Annotated in this window: 18 protein-coding genes; 4 read left to right on the plus strand and 14 right to left on the minus strand. The window is 43.9% G+C overall.

From position 1 onward, the window contains the following. Window positions 1-6: 6 nt before the first annotated feature. A complete protein-coding gene (locus FLA_RS13020) occupies window positions 7-3,360 on the minus strand; it encodes a tetratricopeptide repeat protein (protein ID WP_076380985.1) in 3,354 nt (1,117 codons plus the stop codon). 118 nt (window positions 3,361-3,478) lie between these two features. Here FLA_RS13020 and FLA_RS13025 point away from each other — a divergent pair, with 118 nt between their 5' ends. After that, window positions 3,479-4,363, plus strand: a complete 885-nt coding sequence (locus FLA_RS13025) for an AraC family transcriptional regulator (protein ID WP_076380986.1) — start codon at window positions 3,479-3,481, stop codon at window positions 4,361-4,363. A 62-nt stretch (window positions 4,364-4,425) separates the two neighbouring features. Here the strand turns inward: FLA_RS13025 and hemA are convergent, their stop codons facing one another. The 7 genes from hemA to FLA_RS13060 form a co-directional block, all read right to left on the minus strand. Then, complete coding sequence (gene hemA / locus FLA_RS13030; protein ID WP_076380987.1) at window positions 4,426-5,655, minus strand: glutamyl-tRNA reductase; 1,230 nt, start codon at window positions 5,653-5,655, stop codon at window positions 4,426-4,428. Window positions 5,656-5,702: 47 nt separating this feature from the next. Next, complete coding sequence (locus FLA_RS13035) at window positions 5,703-6,611, minus strand: DUF5777 family beta-barrel protein (protein ID WP_076381045.1); 909 nt, start codon at window positions 6,609-6,611, stop codon at window positions 5,703-5,705. 10 nt (window positions 6,612-6,621) lie between these two features. Next, the gene (locus FLA_RS13040; RefSeq protein ID WP_076380988.1) at window positions 6,622-7,164 is read right to left on the minus strand and encodes a YceI family protein; all 543 of its coding nucleotides are present in this window, start codon (window positions 7,162-7,164) and stop codon (window positions 6,622-6,624) included. A 10-nt stretch (window positions 7,165-7,174) separates the two neighbouring features. Beyond that, window positions 7,175-7,561: a hypothetical protein gene (locus tag FLA_RS13045; protein ID WP_076380989.1), complete on the minus strand. Its 387-nt coding sequence runs from the start codon at window positions 7,559-7,561 to the stop codon at window positions 7,175-7,177. A 39-nt stretch (window positions 7,562-7,600) separates the two neighbouring features. After that, on the minus strand, window positions 7,601-8,005 hold the full coding sequence (locus tag FLA_RS13050) for an OB-fold protein (protein ID WP_076380990.1): 405 nt from the start codon (window positions 8,003-8,005) through the stop codon (window positions 7,601-7,603). A gap of 98 nt (window positions 8,006-8,103) precedes the next feature. Beyond that, a complete protein-coding gene (locus FLA_RS13055; protein ID WP_076380991.1) occupies window positions 8,104-8,667 on the minus strand; it encodes a globin family protein in 564 nt (187 codons plus the stop codon). A gap of 15 nt (window positions 8,668-8,682) precedes the next feature. Then, window positions 8,683-8,982, minus strand: a complete 300-nt coding sequence (locus FLA_RS13060) for a hypothetical protein (RefSeq protein ID WP_076380992.1) — start codon at window positions 8,980-8,982, stop codon at window positions 8,683-8,685. A gap of 263 nt (window positions 8,983-9,245) precedes the next feature. On the opposite strand from FLA_RS13060, the gene FLA_RS13065 reads away from it, so the two are divergent. Next, a complete protein-coding gene (locus FLA_RS13065) occupies window positions 9,246-9,488 on the plus strand; it encodes a Na+/H+ antiporter NhaA (RefSeq protein ID WP_076380993.1) in 243 nt (80 codons plus the stop codon). Window positions 9,489-9,571: 83 nt separating this feature from the next. Here FLA_RS13065 and FLA_RS13070 read toward each other — a convergent pair whose 3' ends face one another. The 6 genes from FLA_RS13070 to FLA_RS13095 form a co-directional block, all read right to left on the minus strand. Next, window positions 9,572-10,195, minus strand: a complete 624-nt coding sequence (locus FLA_RS13070; RefSeq protein WP_144264109.1) for a hypothetical protein — start codon at window positions 10,193-10,195, stop codon at window positions 9,572-9,574. 1,047 nt (window positions 10,196-11,242) lie between these two features. After that, window positions 11,243-12,445: a hypothetical protein gene (locus tag FLA_RS13075; RefSeq protein WP_096510988.1), complete on the minus strand. Its 1,203-nt coding sequence runs from the start codon at window positions 12,443-12,445 to the stop codon at window positions 11,243-11,245. Between the two features lie 59 nt (window positions 12,446-12,504). Continuing rightward, complete coding sequence (locus tag FLA_RS13080) at window positions 12,505-13,122, minus strand: hypothetical protein (RefSeq protein WP_076380996.1); 618 nt, start codon at window positions 13,120-13,122, stop codon at window positions 12,505-12,507. A gap of 77 nt (window positions 13,123-13,199) precedes the next feature. After that, on the minus strand, window positions 13,200-14,009 hold the full coding sequence (locus FLA_RS13085; RefSeq protein ID WP_076380997.1) for a helix-turn-helix domain-containing protein: 810 nt from the start codon (window positions 14,007-14,009) through the stop codon (window positions 13,200-13,202). Between the two features lie 81 nt (window positions 14,010-14,090). Then, window positions 14,091-15,128, minus strand: coding sequence for an SDR family NAD(P)-dependent oxidoreductase (locus tag FLA_RS13090; RefSeq protein WP_076380998.1), 1,038 nt, complete (start codon window positions 15,126-15,128; stop codon window positions 14,091-14,093). A gap of 269 nt (window positions 15,129-15,397) precedes the next feature. Continuing rightward, window positions 15,398-15,856 carry a MaoC family dehydratase gene (locus tag FLA_RS13095; RefSeq protein ID WP_076380999.1) on the minus strand — a complete coding sequence of 153 codons (459 nt, stop codon included), beginning with the start codon at window positions 15,854-15,856 and terminating at the stop codon, window positions 15,398-15,400. 571 nt (window positions 15,857-16,427) lie between these two features. Here FLA_RS13095 and FLA_RS13100 point away from each other — a divergent pair. Both FLA_RS13100 and FLA_RS13105 read left to right on the plus strand, forming a co-directional pair. Further along, window positions 16,428-16,781 (plus strand): Bor/Iss family lipoprotein, encoded by a 354-nt coding sequence (locus FLA_RS13100; RefSeq protein WP_084206392.1) that lies wholly within the window; start codon window positions 16,428-16,430, stop codon window positions 16,779-16,781. An 11-nt stretch (window positions 16,782-16,792) separates the two neighbouring features. Beyond that, entirely contained in the window at window positions 16,793-18,334 is a 1,542-nt protein-coding gene (locus tag FLA_RS13105; protein ID WP_076381000.1) for an FAD-binding protein, read from the plus strand. Window positions 18,335-18,441: the final 107 nt, after the last annotated feature.

An 18,441-nucleotide genomic window follows, 5' to 3' on the forward strand; every position in this document is an offset into this window, starting at 1 on the left:
ATTATTTTATCCTGCAATGCCGGCTACAGTAGCCATGGGCATCGTTATCTTATTTTTATGTACAATAGCTCCCTGGTGATTCACATCTGCCTGCAATATCTGTGTAAACAGTGCATCAGCTTTATCCGTGTCGCCTTTACCCAACCATCCCAAAGCCTGCAAGTACAGACAATGGATGCGATTACGCTCCGACAAATCCATATCAAATACCTGCATGTCTGGTAAAGACACCGCGAAGTAATCAATGGTAATGATGTCCTCCTGGTGCAATTGACCAAAATCAATCAGTCGCTGAAACACTTCTGCCGCTTTGTCCGGCTCTCCCAGCTTCTTCCAGCTCCAACCCTGGTACAGTATCTTATCTGGTTGCGGGTCGTTATAAAAAATAGCCTGCACCGGCTCTTTAATACCTTGTGTAGACAGCCTGAACCAATGATCCGCCTGTGCGGCATTCCCCAACAGTTCGTAAGCTACCCCCTTCCAGAAATGTATATCATTTTCCTGCACACCTGTTAGTTTGCCTTCGCCCAGGTTGTCGGGGTATACCTCCGCCTGCTCCAGTAAGTGTAAGGCTTGCGCTGCCTTGCCCGCTGCAATGGCCACTTTGGCCAGTTCTATATGGCAAATCAGGTATTGCGCTACCACCTTGCCTTCACCACCCTCCCAGGGATGAAAACGGCCGGCAGCAATCAGGTTGCGTGCGGTAACATAATCTTCCAGTTGGTTGTATAGCGTAATCTTTTCCAGGAACAGATCGTCCCGGCTGCTTACCAGGTCAGCATACTGCTCCAGCAACAACAACCGGCCTGCCAATGGCTTCCCCATCTTCTTATACAGTTGATCCAGCTCCATCAGAACGCGGGCATCCGTTTTGTCCAGCGCAAAAGCGGTTTCCAATGATGCCAACGCCTTCTGTGGGTTTTGTTGTTTGTTATAATAGGCCAGTGCTAGGTTACGATGGGCCGTTGGCAGCTCCTGCTTTAGGGCCACTGCTTTTTCCCAATGCGCCACGGCATCTGTATATTGTCGTTTATCGTACCAGTAGTTACCCAGGAAATAGTGGGCATGGGCATCGTCAGGCTGGCAGGCAATGGCCGCCTGTAACACCAGCACTTCTTCCATACGGTTGGGGAATACAAAGTCAACACCCAGTGCTGCACCAGAACGGAAACAATGCAATGCTTCTTCTGTTTTGCCGGTTTTAAAAGCAAACCAGCCCAGATAATACCATGCCAGCGGATAAGGCGTAGCGGACTGTTGCACCTGTAAGTATAATAATTCAAAAGCTTCTTCATACAAACCGGCATGCGCATAGTCCAGTGCGTATTCTATATAGTTGTGCACCTCATTTCTACTGATGGTTTGCAATGCCGCGCAGGCTGCTGCTGCCTGCTCCTGGCCTGCTGCTTTGTACAACAGGTATCTTTCAAACAGACATCCGAAATGAAAGGGATCTATAGTCAGGGAGTCTGCAATCAGCGCCAGCGCTTCTGTTGTTCTTCCCAGCTTCCGGAGTATAAATACTTTGGCATGTCTTGCCGTATGGCTGTGGTAATTTTTAACCAATGCTTTGTCCGCATGTGCCAGTGCATCTTCCCACCAGCCACGTAAACTGGCTATGCGTGCCAGGTTCAGAAAGCCTGCATGTTTCCAGGCATCATTCCAGGTGGCTTTATAAAACAGTTCATAGGCTTCTTCGTACTGCTCCTGCATGGCCAGCGACCAGCCCAGGTTGTATAACGGCTCGCCATCATACGGATTGGGGTTACGTTCCGTCATTGTTTTTACGGCGCTCCTGAAATACCCTTCTGCTTCACTGAACTTACCACGACGCAGCAGCCACAAACCCATGGCATTGTTGTTACGGATATCACCTGCATCCCTTCGCAGGGCTTCCTGGTAATAATCAGTAGCCACGTAAGTGGCATGCCGGTATTGCTCCAGGTGCATACCGGTGAGGTATAACTGTTCGCAGCTCTCTACCTTTTCCGGCAACAGCGCGGGCTTCGCTGGCTGCGGCACCGGTTGGTCTTTTTCTTTCTCTGCCTGGTAACGCAGTAATTCCCTGCCTGTTTCGGCATCACGTATGGTAAATAGCACTTCTGATGCTTCCAGGTTTTCCGGCACTGTTATCTCGCGGGTATACGGCTTCTCCGGCGATACAGGAGTTACTTCGCTATACAGTAATTGCCCTGCTTTCAACAAGGATATTTCCAGCGCCTGAAACACAGAAGTAGTATACACTATCATCCGGCACTGGCCCTTATCCACCTCTACATTCGCCACCACATCCTTGCTCGCGTTCTTTACCACGCCAACTTCGCGGTAAGGCATAAAGTATTGGGTAAACGTTTTTTCTTCATAAGGCTGTAACCACGAAAAATCGGGCTGGTTATCCGTAAACACACCTGTCATCAGCTCAATGTAAGGGCCATCTTCATCCGTGAGGTTACGATCCCAGGCCTGGCCAAATGCGCCATGCCCCCATGTCCATTGCTTTTTGCCAGGCGATACATGACGGTCTGCCACATGCAGTAAACCTCCACCGGAATCATGTTCATACCCCCCTATGAAATTGTATTTAGAGGATGCCGCCATATATGAGGTAGGCACGGGTATATTCTTATAGCGGGAAATGTCTGTTCCCGGTGCATAATCCACTTTATAGTATACACCTTTGGCTATGGGAAAGGCTGATACATCGCGCTTTCCATGATCGAACACGGCATGCACATCAGGCGGAAAAACAGACTGGTAATGATCGTTCACTTTCACCGCAGGGTTGGCCCACCACAGAAAGGTTTGCGGAAACGGTGTGCGGTTATACAGCTTACCGCTGATTTCGAGGTAAGCCTTGCCCGGGTATAAGGTAAAACCGGCCATGCCTTTGGTGCGAAACATACGCTCCACCTCGTTCACCCATACCGTTTTACTACCATCTTCATTGGTTTTAATACAGTAATCAATGGGCGAAAACGTAGAAGGCCGGTGGTGCTGCGGCCAGTTGAACTCTATGCCGCCGGAAATCCATGGGCCCGTCAGTCCCACTAACGCCGGTTTAATCACCTGGTTGTAATACACAAAATGTCGTTGTTTTACCTTGTCCCAGGCCATTTGTATCCTGCCACCCAGCTCGGGCAGTATCATAATTTTCAGGTATTCGTTTTCCAGGTATACCGCCCTGTATATCTTATCTGTTTTTTCGTCCGCAATCTTTTCAATCACCGCATGTGGATACACCACACCGCTACTGCCCTGATATACCCGCTTTTCCAGGAACATGGGATTTTTTTCCGGTTCACCGGTAGGGTATGTGGGAATCACCACTTCTTCTTCCCAGGCTTTGACTTCTTGCATCATATCTCCAGATTGTTATTCTTACCAACAAAATAAACCTATCCCGACTTCCCGATTGTTGGAGAAAAAAATGGATTTTGTGGATTATTTTACGATTTTATAGCATTACACAGCAGCACTCATGGCCATTAAAAAGAAAGAGGGATTCCGGGGACAAAAAGCTATTGCCATACCGCGTTCTATCCTGCACACGCAGTGCGAAACCAACGAGGTGGCCGGTAAGCTGTACATCACCGATATTGGGTACTATCCCAAGGCAGAACACCACTACCGCATGCGTCCCAACGGATCAGACCAGCATATCCTGCTGTATTGTGTAGATGGTAAGGGTACGGTTTCGGTGCTTGACCAGGTGCTGACTATGGAAGCAGGCGACTTTTGTTTTATTCCCCGGAATACCCGGCATACCTATCAGGCGTCTCCTGACAAACCGTGGACTATTTACTGGATACATTTTAAGGGCAGTACGGCCGACTACCTGGTACAGTTTGCACAGGAGCAGTCTGGCATCAAAGGCTTTATCAGCGCCGGCGACCGCATCACCGAACTATTCCATGATATATACCAGCAACTGGAAAGAGGGTATGGTATCAAAACGTTGATTCATGTAAACCTGTCTTTCGGTTACCTGCTTACCTGCTTTTCGGGGAATGAGCCTGCCAGCACCGCTATCAGCGCCAGAAAGCAGGAACCTGCTGATGTGGCTATTGATTATATACGCAAACACATTGACCAGCCATTGACGCTGGGAGATATTGCCCAGGTATGCAACCTCTCCCCCAATCATTTTACGGTATTGTTTAAACGTAAAACAGGCTTTACGGTGATTGAATACTTTAACCACCTGAAAATTCAGCGCGCCTGCCAGTACCTGCTGTTTACCGACCTGCGTATTAAAGAGATTGCCGAAAGTGTAGGATTACCTGATCAGCATTATTTTTCCCGGGTGTTTAAGAAGGTAATGGGTGTGTCTCCGTTGGATTACCGGCAAAAAAGGTCGCATTAGCATTATGCCTGCCTCAAACATTATTCAAAGGGGAATTTTATGGAGTTCTTGCTGAAATAAAATCAGGGTTGAATAAACTCATTAATAGCGGCAATGTAAGAACAGCCATGCTGCTGGTGAGCACGCATTTTACTAGCCATACTGTTGATCACCTTTTGAATTCGTTTTTCTGTAACAGACACAGAAAAGTTAAAGGATATACCAGAGGTAGTAAATAAGGGACAGGTGTTTATTTCGTTTAGTTTTATTTTTACAGCATTCAATACGGGCACATTACTGCGCATCTGATTCCAACTTATAAATTCAGCAATGTACCGCTGCACAATGTCTTTGGCAAGCGGTATCTCTTCACTTCTCTTATGCAAGGTAGCGTTGTTTAATAGAGAAAGCTCGTCCACATTGATTAAAGTTACATCAGGCAAATGCTTTACACTGGCTTCTACGTTGCAGGGAATAGAAAGATCTATGACCAGTTTGGCACTCTGACCTTCCAGGTGCTTGCGGGTGATGGATGGCGTGGGTGCACTGGTGGCTACCACAAGCACGTCGGCAGTAGCGATGGCCTCGGGTAGTTTTTCTATAGGTAAGTAATGTAATTGTAACTCGCCGGCCAAAGCTTTTGCTTTTTCTTCGGAACGGTTAAGGATGGTGATGTTGGCTCCTGGAATATAATCTACTATATTTCTACAGGTGATACGGCCTATTTTTCCGGCTCCTAACAATACAATTCTTTTACCGGAAATGTCTGTCATTTGTTGCCGGATGAATTGAACTGCTGCGAAAGAAACAGATACCGTGCCGGAGCTTAAACAGGTTTCGTTTTTAACCGATTTGGATGCCTGGATAACAAAATTGATAATACGTTCCAGGAAGGAAGTAACCCCACCCCTCTCTTTAGCAAACTGAACTGACTGTTTTAGTTGACCGATAATTTCATAATCACCAGGTATTTGCGAATCAAGCCCCGCTCCTACATAAAACAAATGGGTAAGTGCCTGCATGCCGTTTTTAATATAGGCCAGCTCCATAAAAGTATCTTTCGTCCCTTCTGTTTCGCTGCATAGTAAGTTTATCAAAACCTCTGCCTGTGCAGCAAATCCATATATTTCTGTTCTGTTACAGGTGCTCAGCACAAATACATCGTGCAATTGCAGGGCAGCGGCCCTGGTAAGTATAGCAGCATGTTGTTCTGCATGAATCGCGAATTGTCCTCTTAAAGCAGCGTTGGTTTTTTGATAGTTAATTCCTATAACAAAAAAGTTATGAATATCATTACCGTAATTAAGGATCATGTGGTTGTTTTAAATAAATACGTTGAACAACTTATTATAGATTGTATCTATTGTGCACTCATACCTTTGGCATGTTTGCTCAGGTTGAAATCGCGTGAGATGTTAAACCCAAAATAGATATCACCATTGCCCCATCTGCCCGTGGTTTGCGCCAGGTACTGACTTTGGATCATACTTTGTGAGTTGGTAAAAATCAGCTGAAACACATGTCCGCCTGTTTCCAGGTCGTATCCTAATGAAAAGGAATTATGTACAGTTGTGGAAACTACCTGGTTGGCAGGTAAATAATTGTATTCTACATTCACACTGGAACGACGGGTTATTTTCATGCGCGCACCGCTACCCAATACAAACAGATCGTTCTTATCGCTGTTGGTGGGCACCAGGTTATAATGCAGGTAAGTAGGTGTTAATTGAATAGAAAGACAGCTGGTAATTTTTCGCGCTACCAGTATTTCTCCTGTATAGGCTGTACGGTATTTGAAATTCAGGAAGTCCTTCTCCGGTATCTTTTGGGTGTAGTTAGACATAGTGCCCAGTAATGAAACTGAAACCGGCATATGCCCTTTAGCATCTGTTTGTTGCAGTAATTTATATTTCACATAACCATCAAAAGTTTTCAGGTAAGAACTACGCCCGATGCCCACCGCCAAACGGTCGGTAATACCATAATCCAGCCCCAGCCTTAGCGTTGCGTTGTCCATACCAAACAGGTTATAAGCGCCGCTGTTTAACTGTCCAAACCGGTGCTGGATAACAAAGCTTAAAGCTCCGCGTGCAGGCGCTTCAATGGTTTGCATATTTACAATGTGGGTAGCTTTAAAAGTACCTGTTATCAAAGCAGGGGTAGCATTGGCCGTAAGCGAATCAGTAAGCATATTCAGCAAAGTAGCATCCTGTGCCTGCAATGGCGCCGCAAAAGCGGTAAAAAGAAATAAGCAATACAATTGTTTCATAAAAATATAGTTAGTGAGTACTGGCATCTACCTGAACCGAAACAGTTACCTGTTTGGCTATTTTATCTCTCACGAGTGAGGGAATGATAATGCGGTAGTCCTCCGGTTTAACAATAAAAGAACAGTGGCCCAGTATATGGCCTTGTTTTACTTCCAGGGTGGCCGTTGTTTTTACGGGCTGTGTAACCCCGTGTATGGTAAGATTGCCGCTTACAGATACAGGATATACTCCGTCTTTGGCTAGTAGCACCTCCCCTGTATAGGTGCCTGAAAAACTGGCTTTGGGATATTTGTCGCTCTCGACATAGTTCTCATTAAAATGATCCTGCTGCAATTGCCTGGTAAAAAGAAAGCCTTTCATTAATAAAGCAAAAGCCAGCTCTTTTTTACCGGCATCAATAACAGCATATACCTGGTTGTTATAAGCTTTGATATCTTCCAGGGGCGTGGTGGAAAAGAAGCTGATAGAGCCGTTTTTGGTAGCATATAACTGGCTATACCCCTGCCCTGTGCATAAAAGTCCTAACAGCAAGGCTAAAACATGCGTTTTCATATGTATCAGTTTAATTGTTTTTAGCACCCTGGCGCACCCAGGCAACGATGGTATTTACTTCACAATCGGGCAGTTTAGCCTTGCCATAAGGCATGGCCACATACCCTGGCGCATGGGTAACATTGCCCACCAGGTAACCGTTATTCACCCATTTAACAAGATTGGTATAGCCTTCGAGTACAATGCCACCACTACCTCCATTGCTGGAACTGCCGTGGCAGCTGTAACAATTGGCCTGTAAAATGGGAACTATAGTGGCGCTATAGGATACGTTCACCGTGTCGCAGGTATTGCTGGTTCCGGCAGTCAATTTTTCCTCGCTGGTTTTAGAGCAGGAGATAATGGCAAGCGTGATACAACCAGCACCTAATAGAAGAAGTGCAATGTTATTTTTCATAATGGGGTATGTTATTGTTTACGAAGTGTACATCCCTGGTTATTCTATAATACAATCTACCAGGTTTATATCCATTAAATAGCCTGTACAGCGCCCTTTAATGGTAATGGAAACGCCTTTACCAGGCAATGGCTTCTTGTTATGAGTAACAGCCATGCTACAATTCACACCATTCAAGCCTGCGCCATGTAAAAAGATACTGACAGTGCTATCGCTATGCTGTACATCATCAACAACGCCTGTTACTGTTAGCACCTTACCGGCATACAAACTGTCGGCAGCCGCTGCGTTCTGTTGATACTGATAATATAAAGTAGTGGACGGAATAGTTACTGTAGAAGCAATGGCGGCAACACTTGTTCTCGGCTTTTTATACCAGTACCAGCCCCAGGCTGCGGCGCAACATATAATAAGGAAGAGAACAAATAGTAGTTTCTTTTTCATTTTATGGTAATTAGGCGAAAGCAACGTCAATAGTAGTATGCGTACTTAAAAAATGGGGTTGATTAAAAATCAACCCCATACACAAGAAAGCAGGAAAACTATTTTTGAACTACCGCACTTCGCAGCGATTCTACTATTCGTGCTACACTTCCTAAAGCCGCATTAGTAGAAGGAACGCCGGCTTTTTTAGCTCCGGCAACCAGGTCAACTTCAAACTGATCCATATCAGCATTAGCAGCCTTTCCATTCATACGTGAGTTTTGAGCAGGGTCGTGTGCAGCAGCCATACTTTTACCACCATAGGTAAAGTTTTTGGCACCTGTACCTACACAAACAAAATCAGTAAGGCTTTTACTTAAAGCTGCAAAACCACTGGTATTACCCGCAGTAACTTCTGCCAGCAATACTTTAAAAAAGCCATTAATCTTACTGTCAGCAGCAATAACAAAAATGGTGCTGTCAATAATGTTGCGGATCAACAAACGGCCGGCTTCAATTTTAACACTGGTATTGGCCGGATCTGTTACCATAACGGTTCCACCAAGGGAATCGTACAAGGTAGGTGCCACCGGAGCATCATTGTTACTTTTAGAGCAGGATTGTGTGAACATAACGGTGCATCCCAGTGTCGCAACCAGGGCAAAGAGTGTAATCTTCTTCATATTGGTACTTATTGTTTAAAAAACATGTTTGAGGTAAGCGGCAAGCCTGCCGGATACGGAGTTAGAGGAAACCGGACAACCACTTTTTAGTTCTTCTTTACTAGGCAAATTTCTCTCGGCTTTATAGCCCGAAGTAGCTTTAAAGTTGTTCACTATATTGTCGCCATTGTTCTGCAATGCGAAAAAGGTAAACACTGCTATCTTGCTTTCAGGATTTACCAACACATGATTTACTCCTTTTTGCTTGTACAGGCATGCGGTTATTTTATCAACATCAGACTGATGAATGTCTTGCTTGATATCAATACGTGCCATTATGATTGTATGTTCATCAGGAGGTTGAGGCCTGGTTACAACATAGATGTGGATACCTAGTACAATTACAAGCATGAGGAATACAGTAGCTATTGCTAGTGCTATTCTTTTGACTAATCTTTTGTTCATATCATCATAAACAGCACATTTATAGGGATTTATGAGCTATTTATTAACAAATACGACAATGCTATGACAATAGATTGTTTGATTAGAAAAAAATACTTTTAAACCCTGTCAGCGGTGGCATTTTAGTTGGCCTGGTGATAGGAAAGTGTATAGGAGTTTTCAGTTTCACCTGGTTAATGGTTCGCACGCGGTTGGCCCATTTGCCGCAACATGCCAATTGGCAACACATTTTTGGTGTATCCATCAAAGGAATCTCGCACTTAATTATCAATAGCGAGCAATATAATATTGAAGAATCGCTGCTGGTGAGCCTGGAAAAATCGGTAGAAGAATTAGATGATGTTATTAAATCGGTGGCAGAACGAACTGCTGTATAAGCATTTCAGGAGGGGATTTAAAAACAAAAAAGCCCGCTTTCGCGGGCTGGTTACAATTGAAATTCATAAAGAAGAAAGACGAACTATCCACCAAACACAGCAGATACCACATCGCTCTGTTGGCCTACATCTTCTTTTCCGTTGAAGTAAAACGCCATATACTCCCTTATTTCAGCCTGCTGCGGCACTGCCAGCGGACGGCGGTCTTCATAAGGAGAAGCATAATCGTTGCCTAGTTTTTCCCAGCCGTAAGTGCCTTTGATGCGGCTGTAAACGGTTACACTTTTCATGACCAGCAGGTTAAAGGAAATAGCTACACGGCCTGGGTAAGCTACAGCTTTAATAACGGGCTTAATTTCATTAAGATCGAAAACACGTGAATAGCCAACTATTCCCAGGGAGCTACCCAGCGACTCCTGGTAGTCAGCACTAGCTTTCATGATCGCTACTCCCCTGCTAATTACCTGCATCGCCGTTTGCCTTGTTTCGTTTTTCACTTTTACAGCCTCCTCCAGGTCTTTCCGTTTGGTATCGGCTGCGTCTATAGCAATCATGGCGTTTGCCGCAGCATTTTCCTGCTCGGTAACCTGTGCTGCGCTCAAACCCAGCTGGGGTCCTACCACGCTGATTCTTTCCTTATAATTAGCAAACCAGATACCTGCATCGCCATCAGCTTTAGGCATAAAATGGATATATAATTTTTTCATTTTTTTCGTTTTAAATTTTAAAAAAAAGAGTTGCGGCATGAAGCCAAACCTTCGCTGTTTTCCGGTTGCTGCGCAGTAACCGGTACCGGAAAACTAGTCGATGGCTGAACGGCCGTTCCATATTCGCTTCGTCGCTCAACTGTGATGTAAAATTGCATCAGCGGGCCATCCCTTCAAAACATCATGTAGACGTCGGATAGGCTCAAATGCAGGCTGGATAAGGAAAAAAAGTTTTTATTTATTTTTTCAGACTACATCGCCGGGCTCTCAAAAAAACATAACGTATTCAATATCAAATATTTGTCATTTTTAGAAACAACGCAACCATACGGGTTTACACGATGTTTTTTACTACAATCCTTTCTCACGTTGCATTACAGGAGACAATAGTTATCATTACTCTGCTTCAAAAGCCAACATTTCCACCACTCATCCGTACTTCCGGAGCTTTCATGCGTGCAGATGAGTCATCCATCCGTGCGGAGGAGCCATCAGAAAGTACTTACCCACGAACGCTCCCATAGAAATAATGACCCGGTAGTACGGATGGGATAACCATCCTACCTGCTGACTCCTTCCTGCGTAGTAATGTGAGTTTGCTCTCATGGGAGGAATGTCCCGGTAGTGCGGATGAGCGCTTCATCCCACCTTCTGGCTTCTTCGTGCGTCCTGCCGGGAGTTTGCACTCATAGGAGAAATGCCTGGTGCGTTTTGTCCGATAGTTCCTCCGCACGGATGGATGACTCATCTGCACGAATGAAAGACCGGAGTGCCCAAAATGAAGATAAATGTGTTCTATAGAAGTATGAGGCGTTACTGAGCACCAGGCAGTAAGTAAGTAAAAAGAAGCGAAATGTACTTCCTGAACGTTCATCTGTACGGATGGATGACTCATCCGAACAGATGAAAGACCCGGCAGTACGCACGAAGAAGCCGGCAGGTGGGAGAAATGGAGATTTTTTCTTCTACTACGATAATAAGTTCACCAGATTCAATTGATCTTACAATTACAATACAATAAGGTAATAGCAATGTTGCCCCCTGGTGTTATGCCGCATCATCCGGAAATTTTCCTTCATTATTTCTTATTTTTTTTACACGCAGCTGGCATCTATTAAAAAAAGTTTCTAATTTATCTAACATGGTATTGCTAACACGGCCGCTGGCAAGCTTTATCAAATTTGCACTGGTAGGTTCAACAGTTTTACTAAAAGAAATCACCTGGCTGATAATACGGAATACTGGGGCAAATTTTTTAAGTATAGTTAGCCCTTCTATTATCATAATCCGGAAAAGAAAACAGAAAAATGCAGCATCTACCTGCATCTCTATCCGCTCACTCACCTGCGCCCCATCAGATTCCGGAGCATCCAGCTTTACCAGGTCAGATTGATTACTCAACCATTGTTGCACCTGCGTAGCCACAGGATGCACATCCGGCAGGTAAGCGCCGTAGGCAGATGATCTCCATTGCGTGCTGGTGGAAGCACGCAAAAATAATTTTTGTAACTGCTCAATATAGGCGTTTTTGTCAGCGTTCTTTTCAAACGATTGTAACGTGTAACTGGCCTCGCTTGCCATATGATGCATAAAACGTGGGCAGTTCAGGTTCATGGCAAGCGCTATTTCATATAAATCGTTCTGCGTTCCATTCTTACGTTGCCATAGCTTAATATTAGCCAGCAGGGTATTATTATATTCAATACACTTTTTGGTATTGTTAGCAGCTGTATGATGCACAAACTTATTAACTGGTCGCAATACAGCTTTCAACAACTTGTTCTCAGGATACTGCGATAGTAAACGTTGATACTGCCTGTTGGCATTGGCCACTTCCATTTTCAGGTAGCTGTGTGGCAATTGATAATCAGAAGGAAATAGTTGGTAAAGCTGCCGGTGAAATACCAGGCATAAATTTTCCAATCCCTCTATAATAGCTTTCTCCGTAGTTTCAGGATAGCGTTTTAGCTGTGGCGATTGTTTCACCATCGTTGCCAGGTCGGCCACTATCACACACCGGTTGGTGAGACTTTCATGCATATTGGGCTTTAACTCCTGGCACAAGGCATGTATATGATGAATCGATTCTGTTACCAATGATCCAATATGATTTACCAATATCCCGGCATCAAAAAGTAATTCGCTACGCGAAGGATTGGTTATTTCATATATTAGCTTTGTAAGCTTATTAAGCGCCAGTAATTGTGACGGTTGAGGTAAGGCAGTTGGCTGCCCCGGCAATTCGTTCATAGTAATCAATGCAATCGATTAAAAGGGTACAATAAATGGAATTGTAACAGTGACCAGGTTTAAATAACCATATAGGCGCCTTTATAAATGGCGTGACCCAGCAAAATTTCGCACAGACTATCATCAAACAGCTTTATACGCTTCGCCAGCTTAGCTGTAAAAGCTTCTGCCCATATTTTGCTAATAGGATGCGGCGTATCGTAAAGCGGAGAGTGAATCATATGTGCCCCATCGCCATGACTCGTTTCCAGCATGGCTCCAAAATCGTTACGTTTGCTTTCAGCCAAAACCAGCAATTCTTCGTTAAATATCTTATCTGAGGGAATGGCGTTTTGCATTAACTGCTGAAAATTTTGGTATACGCCGTAGTCTATACGAATCCATTCTTCAAATACGGCAGCCACAATATTAATATCCGGCAAAACAATACCATGGGCTATATCTTCCTCTGTAAGTTCTGTAAAAGACCAGGGCTTTACATTGGTTATGGCTTTGTAGGTTAACAGCACTAATGCCAGAAAGTCTTCCGGATCTTTTTCCCAGGAAAACCTGAGGTTCAGCAACGATTGCAACAGGCCTTTGTAGGCTTTCGCATATTCTTTGTATGCCGGTGAACTCATCAGCTCAGATTCATTTTCACCGTCATATTGCTCCAATTCACCCATGTTAGTATACATAATAAAATAAATTTTAAAGTATGGTAACAGTGGTTATTCAGGAAGGATAATGGAGGAGGCCAAATATAAGGAAGAAACTATTTATTTTCTATTTGTGTGGGCGCGTAGCCAAAATGTTTTTTGAAAGCAAAAGAAAAATGGGATAAATTTTCGAAGCCGGTCTCATAATAAATATCTACCGGTTTTCGCCGTTGCTCTTTTAATAAATGATGCGCCAGCTCCAATCGCTTTTGAATCAGCCATTTCTGTGGAGTGGTATGAAATGCTTTTTTAAAATCACGTTTAAAGGTGGTAATGCTTCTTCCGGTGAGATAGCTGAATTTCTCCATAGGCATATTAAACATATAATTCCGCTCCATAAACGCTGTTAGTTCCGCCTTTCCAGGTTCTGAAAAGTCAGCTAATACTTCATCTACATGCTTATCAAGGGTACGAAGAATAGTAATGGCTTCGGTGATCTTTAATTTAGACAGGTTTTCAGGTAGTTTATTACTCAACTCGAAGTAAGGAAGCAGTGATTGGAAAAAGCTATCCAGTAAGGGGGATTTACCAAAACGGGCTATTTTTCCTGATAGCGCTATTGTTGGTTTAAAGGGATGCAGGGCGTAATAATCTTTTAAATCAGTATTGGAAAGTTTTACCACAATGGCTTTGTAGGGCAGCCCCTCTTTTTCATATTTAACCAATGTAGCCAATTGGTTTCTCGGAAACAAATGCGTTTCTCCGGCACCAAAAACATAGGTTTTATCAGCATGAATTACTTTGAGTTCGCCCGACAACACACGCACAAGACAGTGTTCTTCCACCATCATTTCGCCTTTGTAGTGAAATGCTTCTCCGCAGGTGAAAACAATCTCGGCATTGCTATTAAACTCTCTTTTAGCCATATTACAAATTTACAAAGTCTATTTTTTCACAGGTAATGAAAACAGGAAGGTTGCCTATGATGGGCAACCTCCTGCACGTTTTTAAGCAATATTGAATTTCACTCCGGTTAATTCTTCGCTCAATGTCCATAGTTTTTGTGCAGCTTCTGCATCCACTGCAAAAGGGGCTACCCCTTTTAACCCAAACATATTATTCACCCATTTACCACTGGTATAAAAGTCAGGGTCATATGCAGCTACATCAGCATTTTCGCAATACACGCCCCCCAGGTTTTTCAACTGAGCACTTGTGGCGCACCAAATGGTTGTTGCCGCTCCTTGCTGTATCGTTTTTTGTATCTTTTTTGATGCGGCTTCTGCTTCCGGGATGGGATTGCCATTAGCATCCACAGCACCTATGGCTACATAATCTTCGAACGTGAGATGCCTGCCCAGGTTAGTTTCCAATATCAAACCCGGATGTAAAGAAAAAGATCTGATGCCCAATGCCTGCGCCCGCTTATCCAACTCTACAGTAAAAAGAATATTGGCGGTTTTAGACTGTCCGTACGCTTCAAATTTATTATACGTTCTTGTATTATAATTTACATCTTCGAAATGAACGGGTGAAAAATAATGCCCTGATGATGACACATTTACCACTCTTGCCCCGCATGCTTTTACTAAAGCTTCCCATAGTGCCGCTGTTAACTGAAAATGGCCTAAATGATTGGTAGCAAACTGAGATTCATACCCTCTCGCATCCCTGGTTAACGGATTCCACATAATACCGGCATTGTTAATCAGCAGATGTAATGGTTTGCCTGTGGCTATATACCTTTGAGCAAATGTGTGAATGGAATCCGGGTTCATTAAATCCATCATTTCCAGTTCCACTTCAGGTATATCCTTTAAGTTAACACCAGCCTTATTCATGTCTCTTGCCGGCACAACCACGTTTGCACCGGCAGCTACCAGGGCTTTTACGGTTTCCAAACCAATGCCATTATAACCGCCTGTTACAATGGCATTTTTGCCAGCCAGGTGAATGCCCTTAATAATGTCGTTTGTAGTAGAAGTAGCACCAAATTCTGAATGCAACGGATGTTGCAGCGTACCGTTGTAATTATTTTCTTTCATGTCTCTAATTGTTTGAGGGAACAAAATTAGAGACCTCACTTTGGGGGAGCTTTGTTTTAAAGACCTGCTTACTTTGTTTTTAAGACCACTAAATGCAAGGTTGCAGATAATTTCAGGCTATTGGTGTATGCTTGCAGCAGTATGAACAGGAGATTCCGGTTTCAGTTCCACCCATAACACCAATGCCTTCTTATATGTAATAAGAAGGCATTGGTCACTTTATAATTTGCGCTGTTATTGTTCAGATAAAGTAAGCGATCACCAGTTTTTTAGGCAAAATGATACAGAAATATCACATCACCGGTATAAGCTGGTTTTTTCTGATCTTTTATATCCAGTATGGCTTCAATCACCACTTTAACGGTGCCTCTTAAATTAACGATCGATTTCAATTTAGCTTTAAGCTGTACTTCATTGTTGACTAAAACAGCCTGGCCAAACTTGAAATTCTCTATGCCATAGTTGATTTCCATTTTAATATTGCGAACATCAGCAATCTGCTTCCACAGGTGGGGAATTAATGACAATGTTAAATAACCATGCGCGATGGTTGATTTAAAGGGCTCTGCTTTTGCTGCTCTTTCTTCATCTACATGTATCCATTGATGGTCTAATGTAGCGTCTGCAAATCTATTGATCTGATTCTGGTCAATAGTATGCCAGTTAGATTGTCCTAACTCTTTGCCTACATATAATTGATACTCTTCGAAATTGTTGATTATTACCATGCATTTATTATAGAGGGGGACAAGATAGTGTTATTTGGATAAAGTAGCGTAGCAATATTATAATTATCAACCGGTGAAACCAGCTTTCAGCCAATTTTTCATCGCGTCCTCTGCCCTTCCTTCCTGAACAATCCCCCTATTTCCCCATTAGAATACAAGAAAAACACCTGATTCCTGGCTGGTAATCTCAGACGGCAGGAAATAATTGTAAGTGCCCGTTGAAGTTTTGAGAATGTTTATATATCGCCTGTAGTTTGTGTTGATTCCTGTCTGCCTGCCTGACAATGGTATATATGTAAATTATTTATAGGCAATAGCGCTCCCGGTATAACACCAGGCAGCAGCCTGTCCGGAGTTGAAACAGCAATAATTATTTGTATTTATCAGCAATAGTAATTATTTTACTCCTACCTCAATTGAAAACGATGATCTACATTGCCATTCAGCTCATGCCAGCTGTTATTATTATTGGCTGCCAAAGCGCCATATTACGAACCGAAGTATTCAACATCAGCAAAATTAAACAACACCCATACTAAGCCTCTACTCTGCCATCATAAAACAAATAATCATGCCTGCTACATTGATCAATGCCCGTGGCCACCGCTACCTGGTGCCCGCAATGGTACTAACAGCTGCCCTTAGCTTCAGCAGCTGTATCACCTATCGTGTTCAAACACAAAAACTGGAAGGAACCGAATATGAAGAGCGAAAAGTAAGCTCTTTATTCTGGGGTATTGTACAAAACCCCAAAGTGATCACCACGCCTGTTTGCGATTCGCTGGGAACGCCCGGCATGTCTGAAGTATATATCAGGCGCAATTTTGGGCACTATTTGCTAAGTAGCATCACTATCGGCATCTACAATCCTGCTATCATAAAATGGAAATGCAGTAAACCCTGTCCTAAAACCGGAAACCTGTAATAGCACACCTTATGAAAATTATTAAGAAAAAGCAACGTACGTGGACAAACAGGCACGATACGTTTACTGAAAATATTAAAGACCTGTATACACTGGGCAATGAAGCCAACCTGGACGCGTTGAGCAGTTATAACGATGCTACCCGCGGCTTTTTAAACATGATAGGCGAAGCCATAGCCACCCAAACCCCTTTGCGCTCATTGGGTGCCGGCTGGTCGTGGACAAAAATTGCCACGGTAAACAACGGTGTTATGCTGGATACCAAACCGCTGAACACCCGCTTTAACATCAGTAAAAACAGTGTTGCCAACAAATGTACCAAAGACCCGGAATTTCTGGTGTTTGCGCAAAGCGGTATGAGTATACAGGAACTGGACGAGTTTCTGCTGCAAAAAGGCCAGTCGCTAAAAACCTCGGGAGCCAGCAACGGACAAACCATTGCCGGCGCTATCAGCACAGGCGTACATGGCTCGGCATTTGATTTTGGCGCCATTCCGGAATTCGTAGTGGGGCTACATCTCATTGTAGGAGCCAACCGGCATGTGTACCTGGAGCGTGCTACAGACCCGATAGTATCCAACCAGTTTATACAAAACATTCAGGCGGAACATATTTTAGATGACGCGCTGTTTAATGCTGCCCTGGTTAGCTTCGGCAGCTTTGGTATTATACATGGCGTGATGATAGAAACAGAAAAAGTATTCCTGCTGGAAACCTACATGCAACGCCTGCCTTATGATAATACAGATAAAGGAAAAGTGCTGAAAGAGATTATGCAAACGCTTAACTTTCAAAAAGCCGGATTGCCGCATGGCAACGAACGCCCCTACCACTTTTCTGTACTGCTGAATCCCTACGATATGGCTAAAGGCGCTTATGTAACCACTATGTACAAGCGTCCTTATGTACAGGGCTATCCTGCTCCCACACATAACCCGGCCGGCATTGGCCCGGGCGATGATGCCCCTGCTTTTATAGGCCTGGTAACGGATGCTAATCCGGCAATGGTACCCACACTGGTCAATAAATTATTAGGTGCCAGCCTTACCGTAAGCAAAACAGACACCAACGGCAAGCCTATCCCTCAAACAGGCACTGTCGGGGAAATTTTCAACAATACTACCCTGCGTGGCCAGCTATTAAGCGCGGCTATTGGTTTTCCTATCAGCCACATTAACCAGGTGGCAGACCTGATACTGAAAGCGAATGAAAGCATAGGCCCCTTTGCTGGTCTGCTCTCCTTCCGGTTTGTAAAAAAATCGAAAGCCACCCTGGGGTTTACCAAATTCGATCAAACCTGCGTAATGGAGCTGGACGCGGCAAAATCCGATAAAGTGTACAAATTTTACACCCAGATATGGAAGCTACTGGAAGACCATCATATTCCCTTCACTTTTCATTGGGGTAAAATATTGGAGCTATCGCCCGCAAGGATTAACAATATGTACGGTGCAGATGCCACCGCCTGGAAAGCAGCACGAAATAAACTACTTGATGCCAACACCAGAAAAGTATTCACCATCGCTCTTTTACAACAATGGGGCCTGGATTAGGCAAGCTTACACCATCCAGTTGTACCACAAATAAACCCAATGGCTTCTTATAGGTTGTAAGAGGCCATTGGGAAATGTTTGTAACCTTTATAAAAGAGTCGCCATTG

Source organism: Filimonas lacunae (assembly GCF_002355595.1).
Lineage (GTDB): Bacteria > Bacteroidota > Bacteroidia > Chitinophagales > Chitinophagaceae > Filimonas > Filimonas lacunae.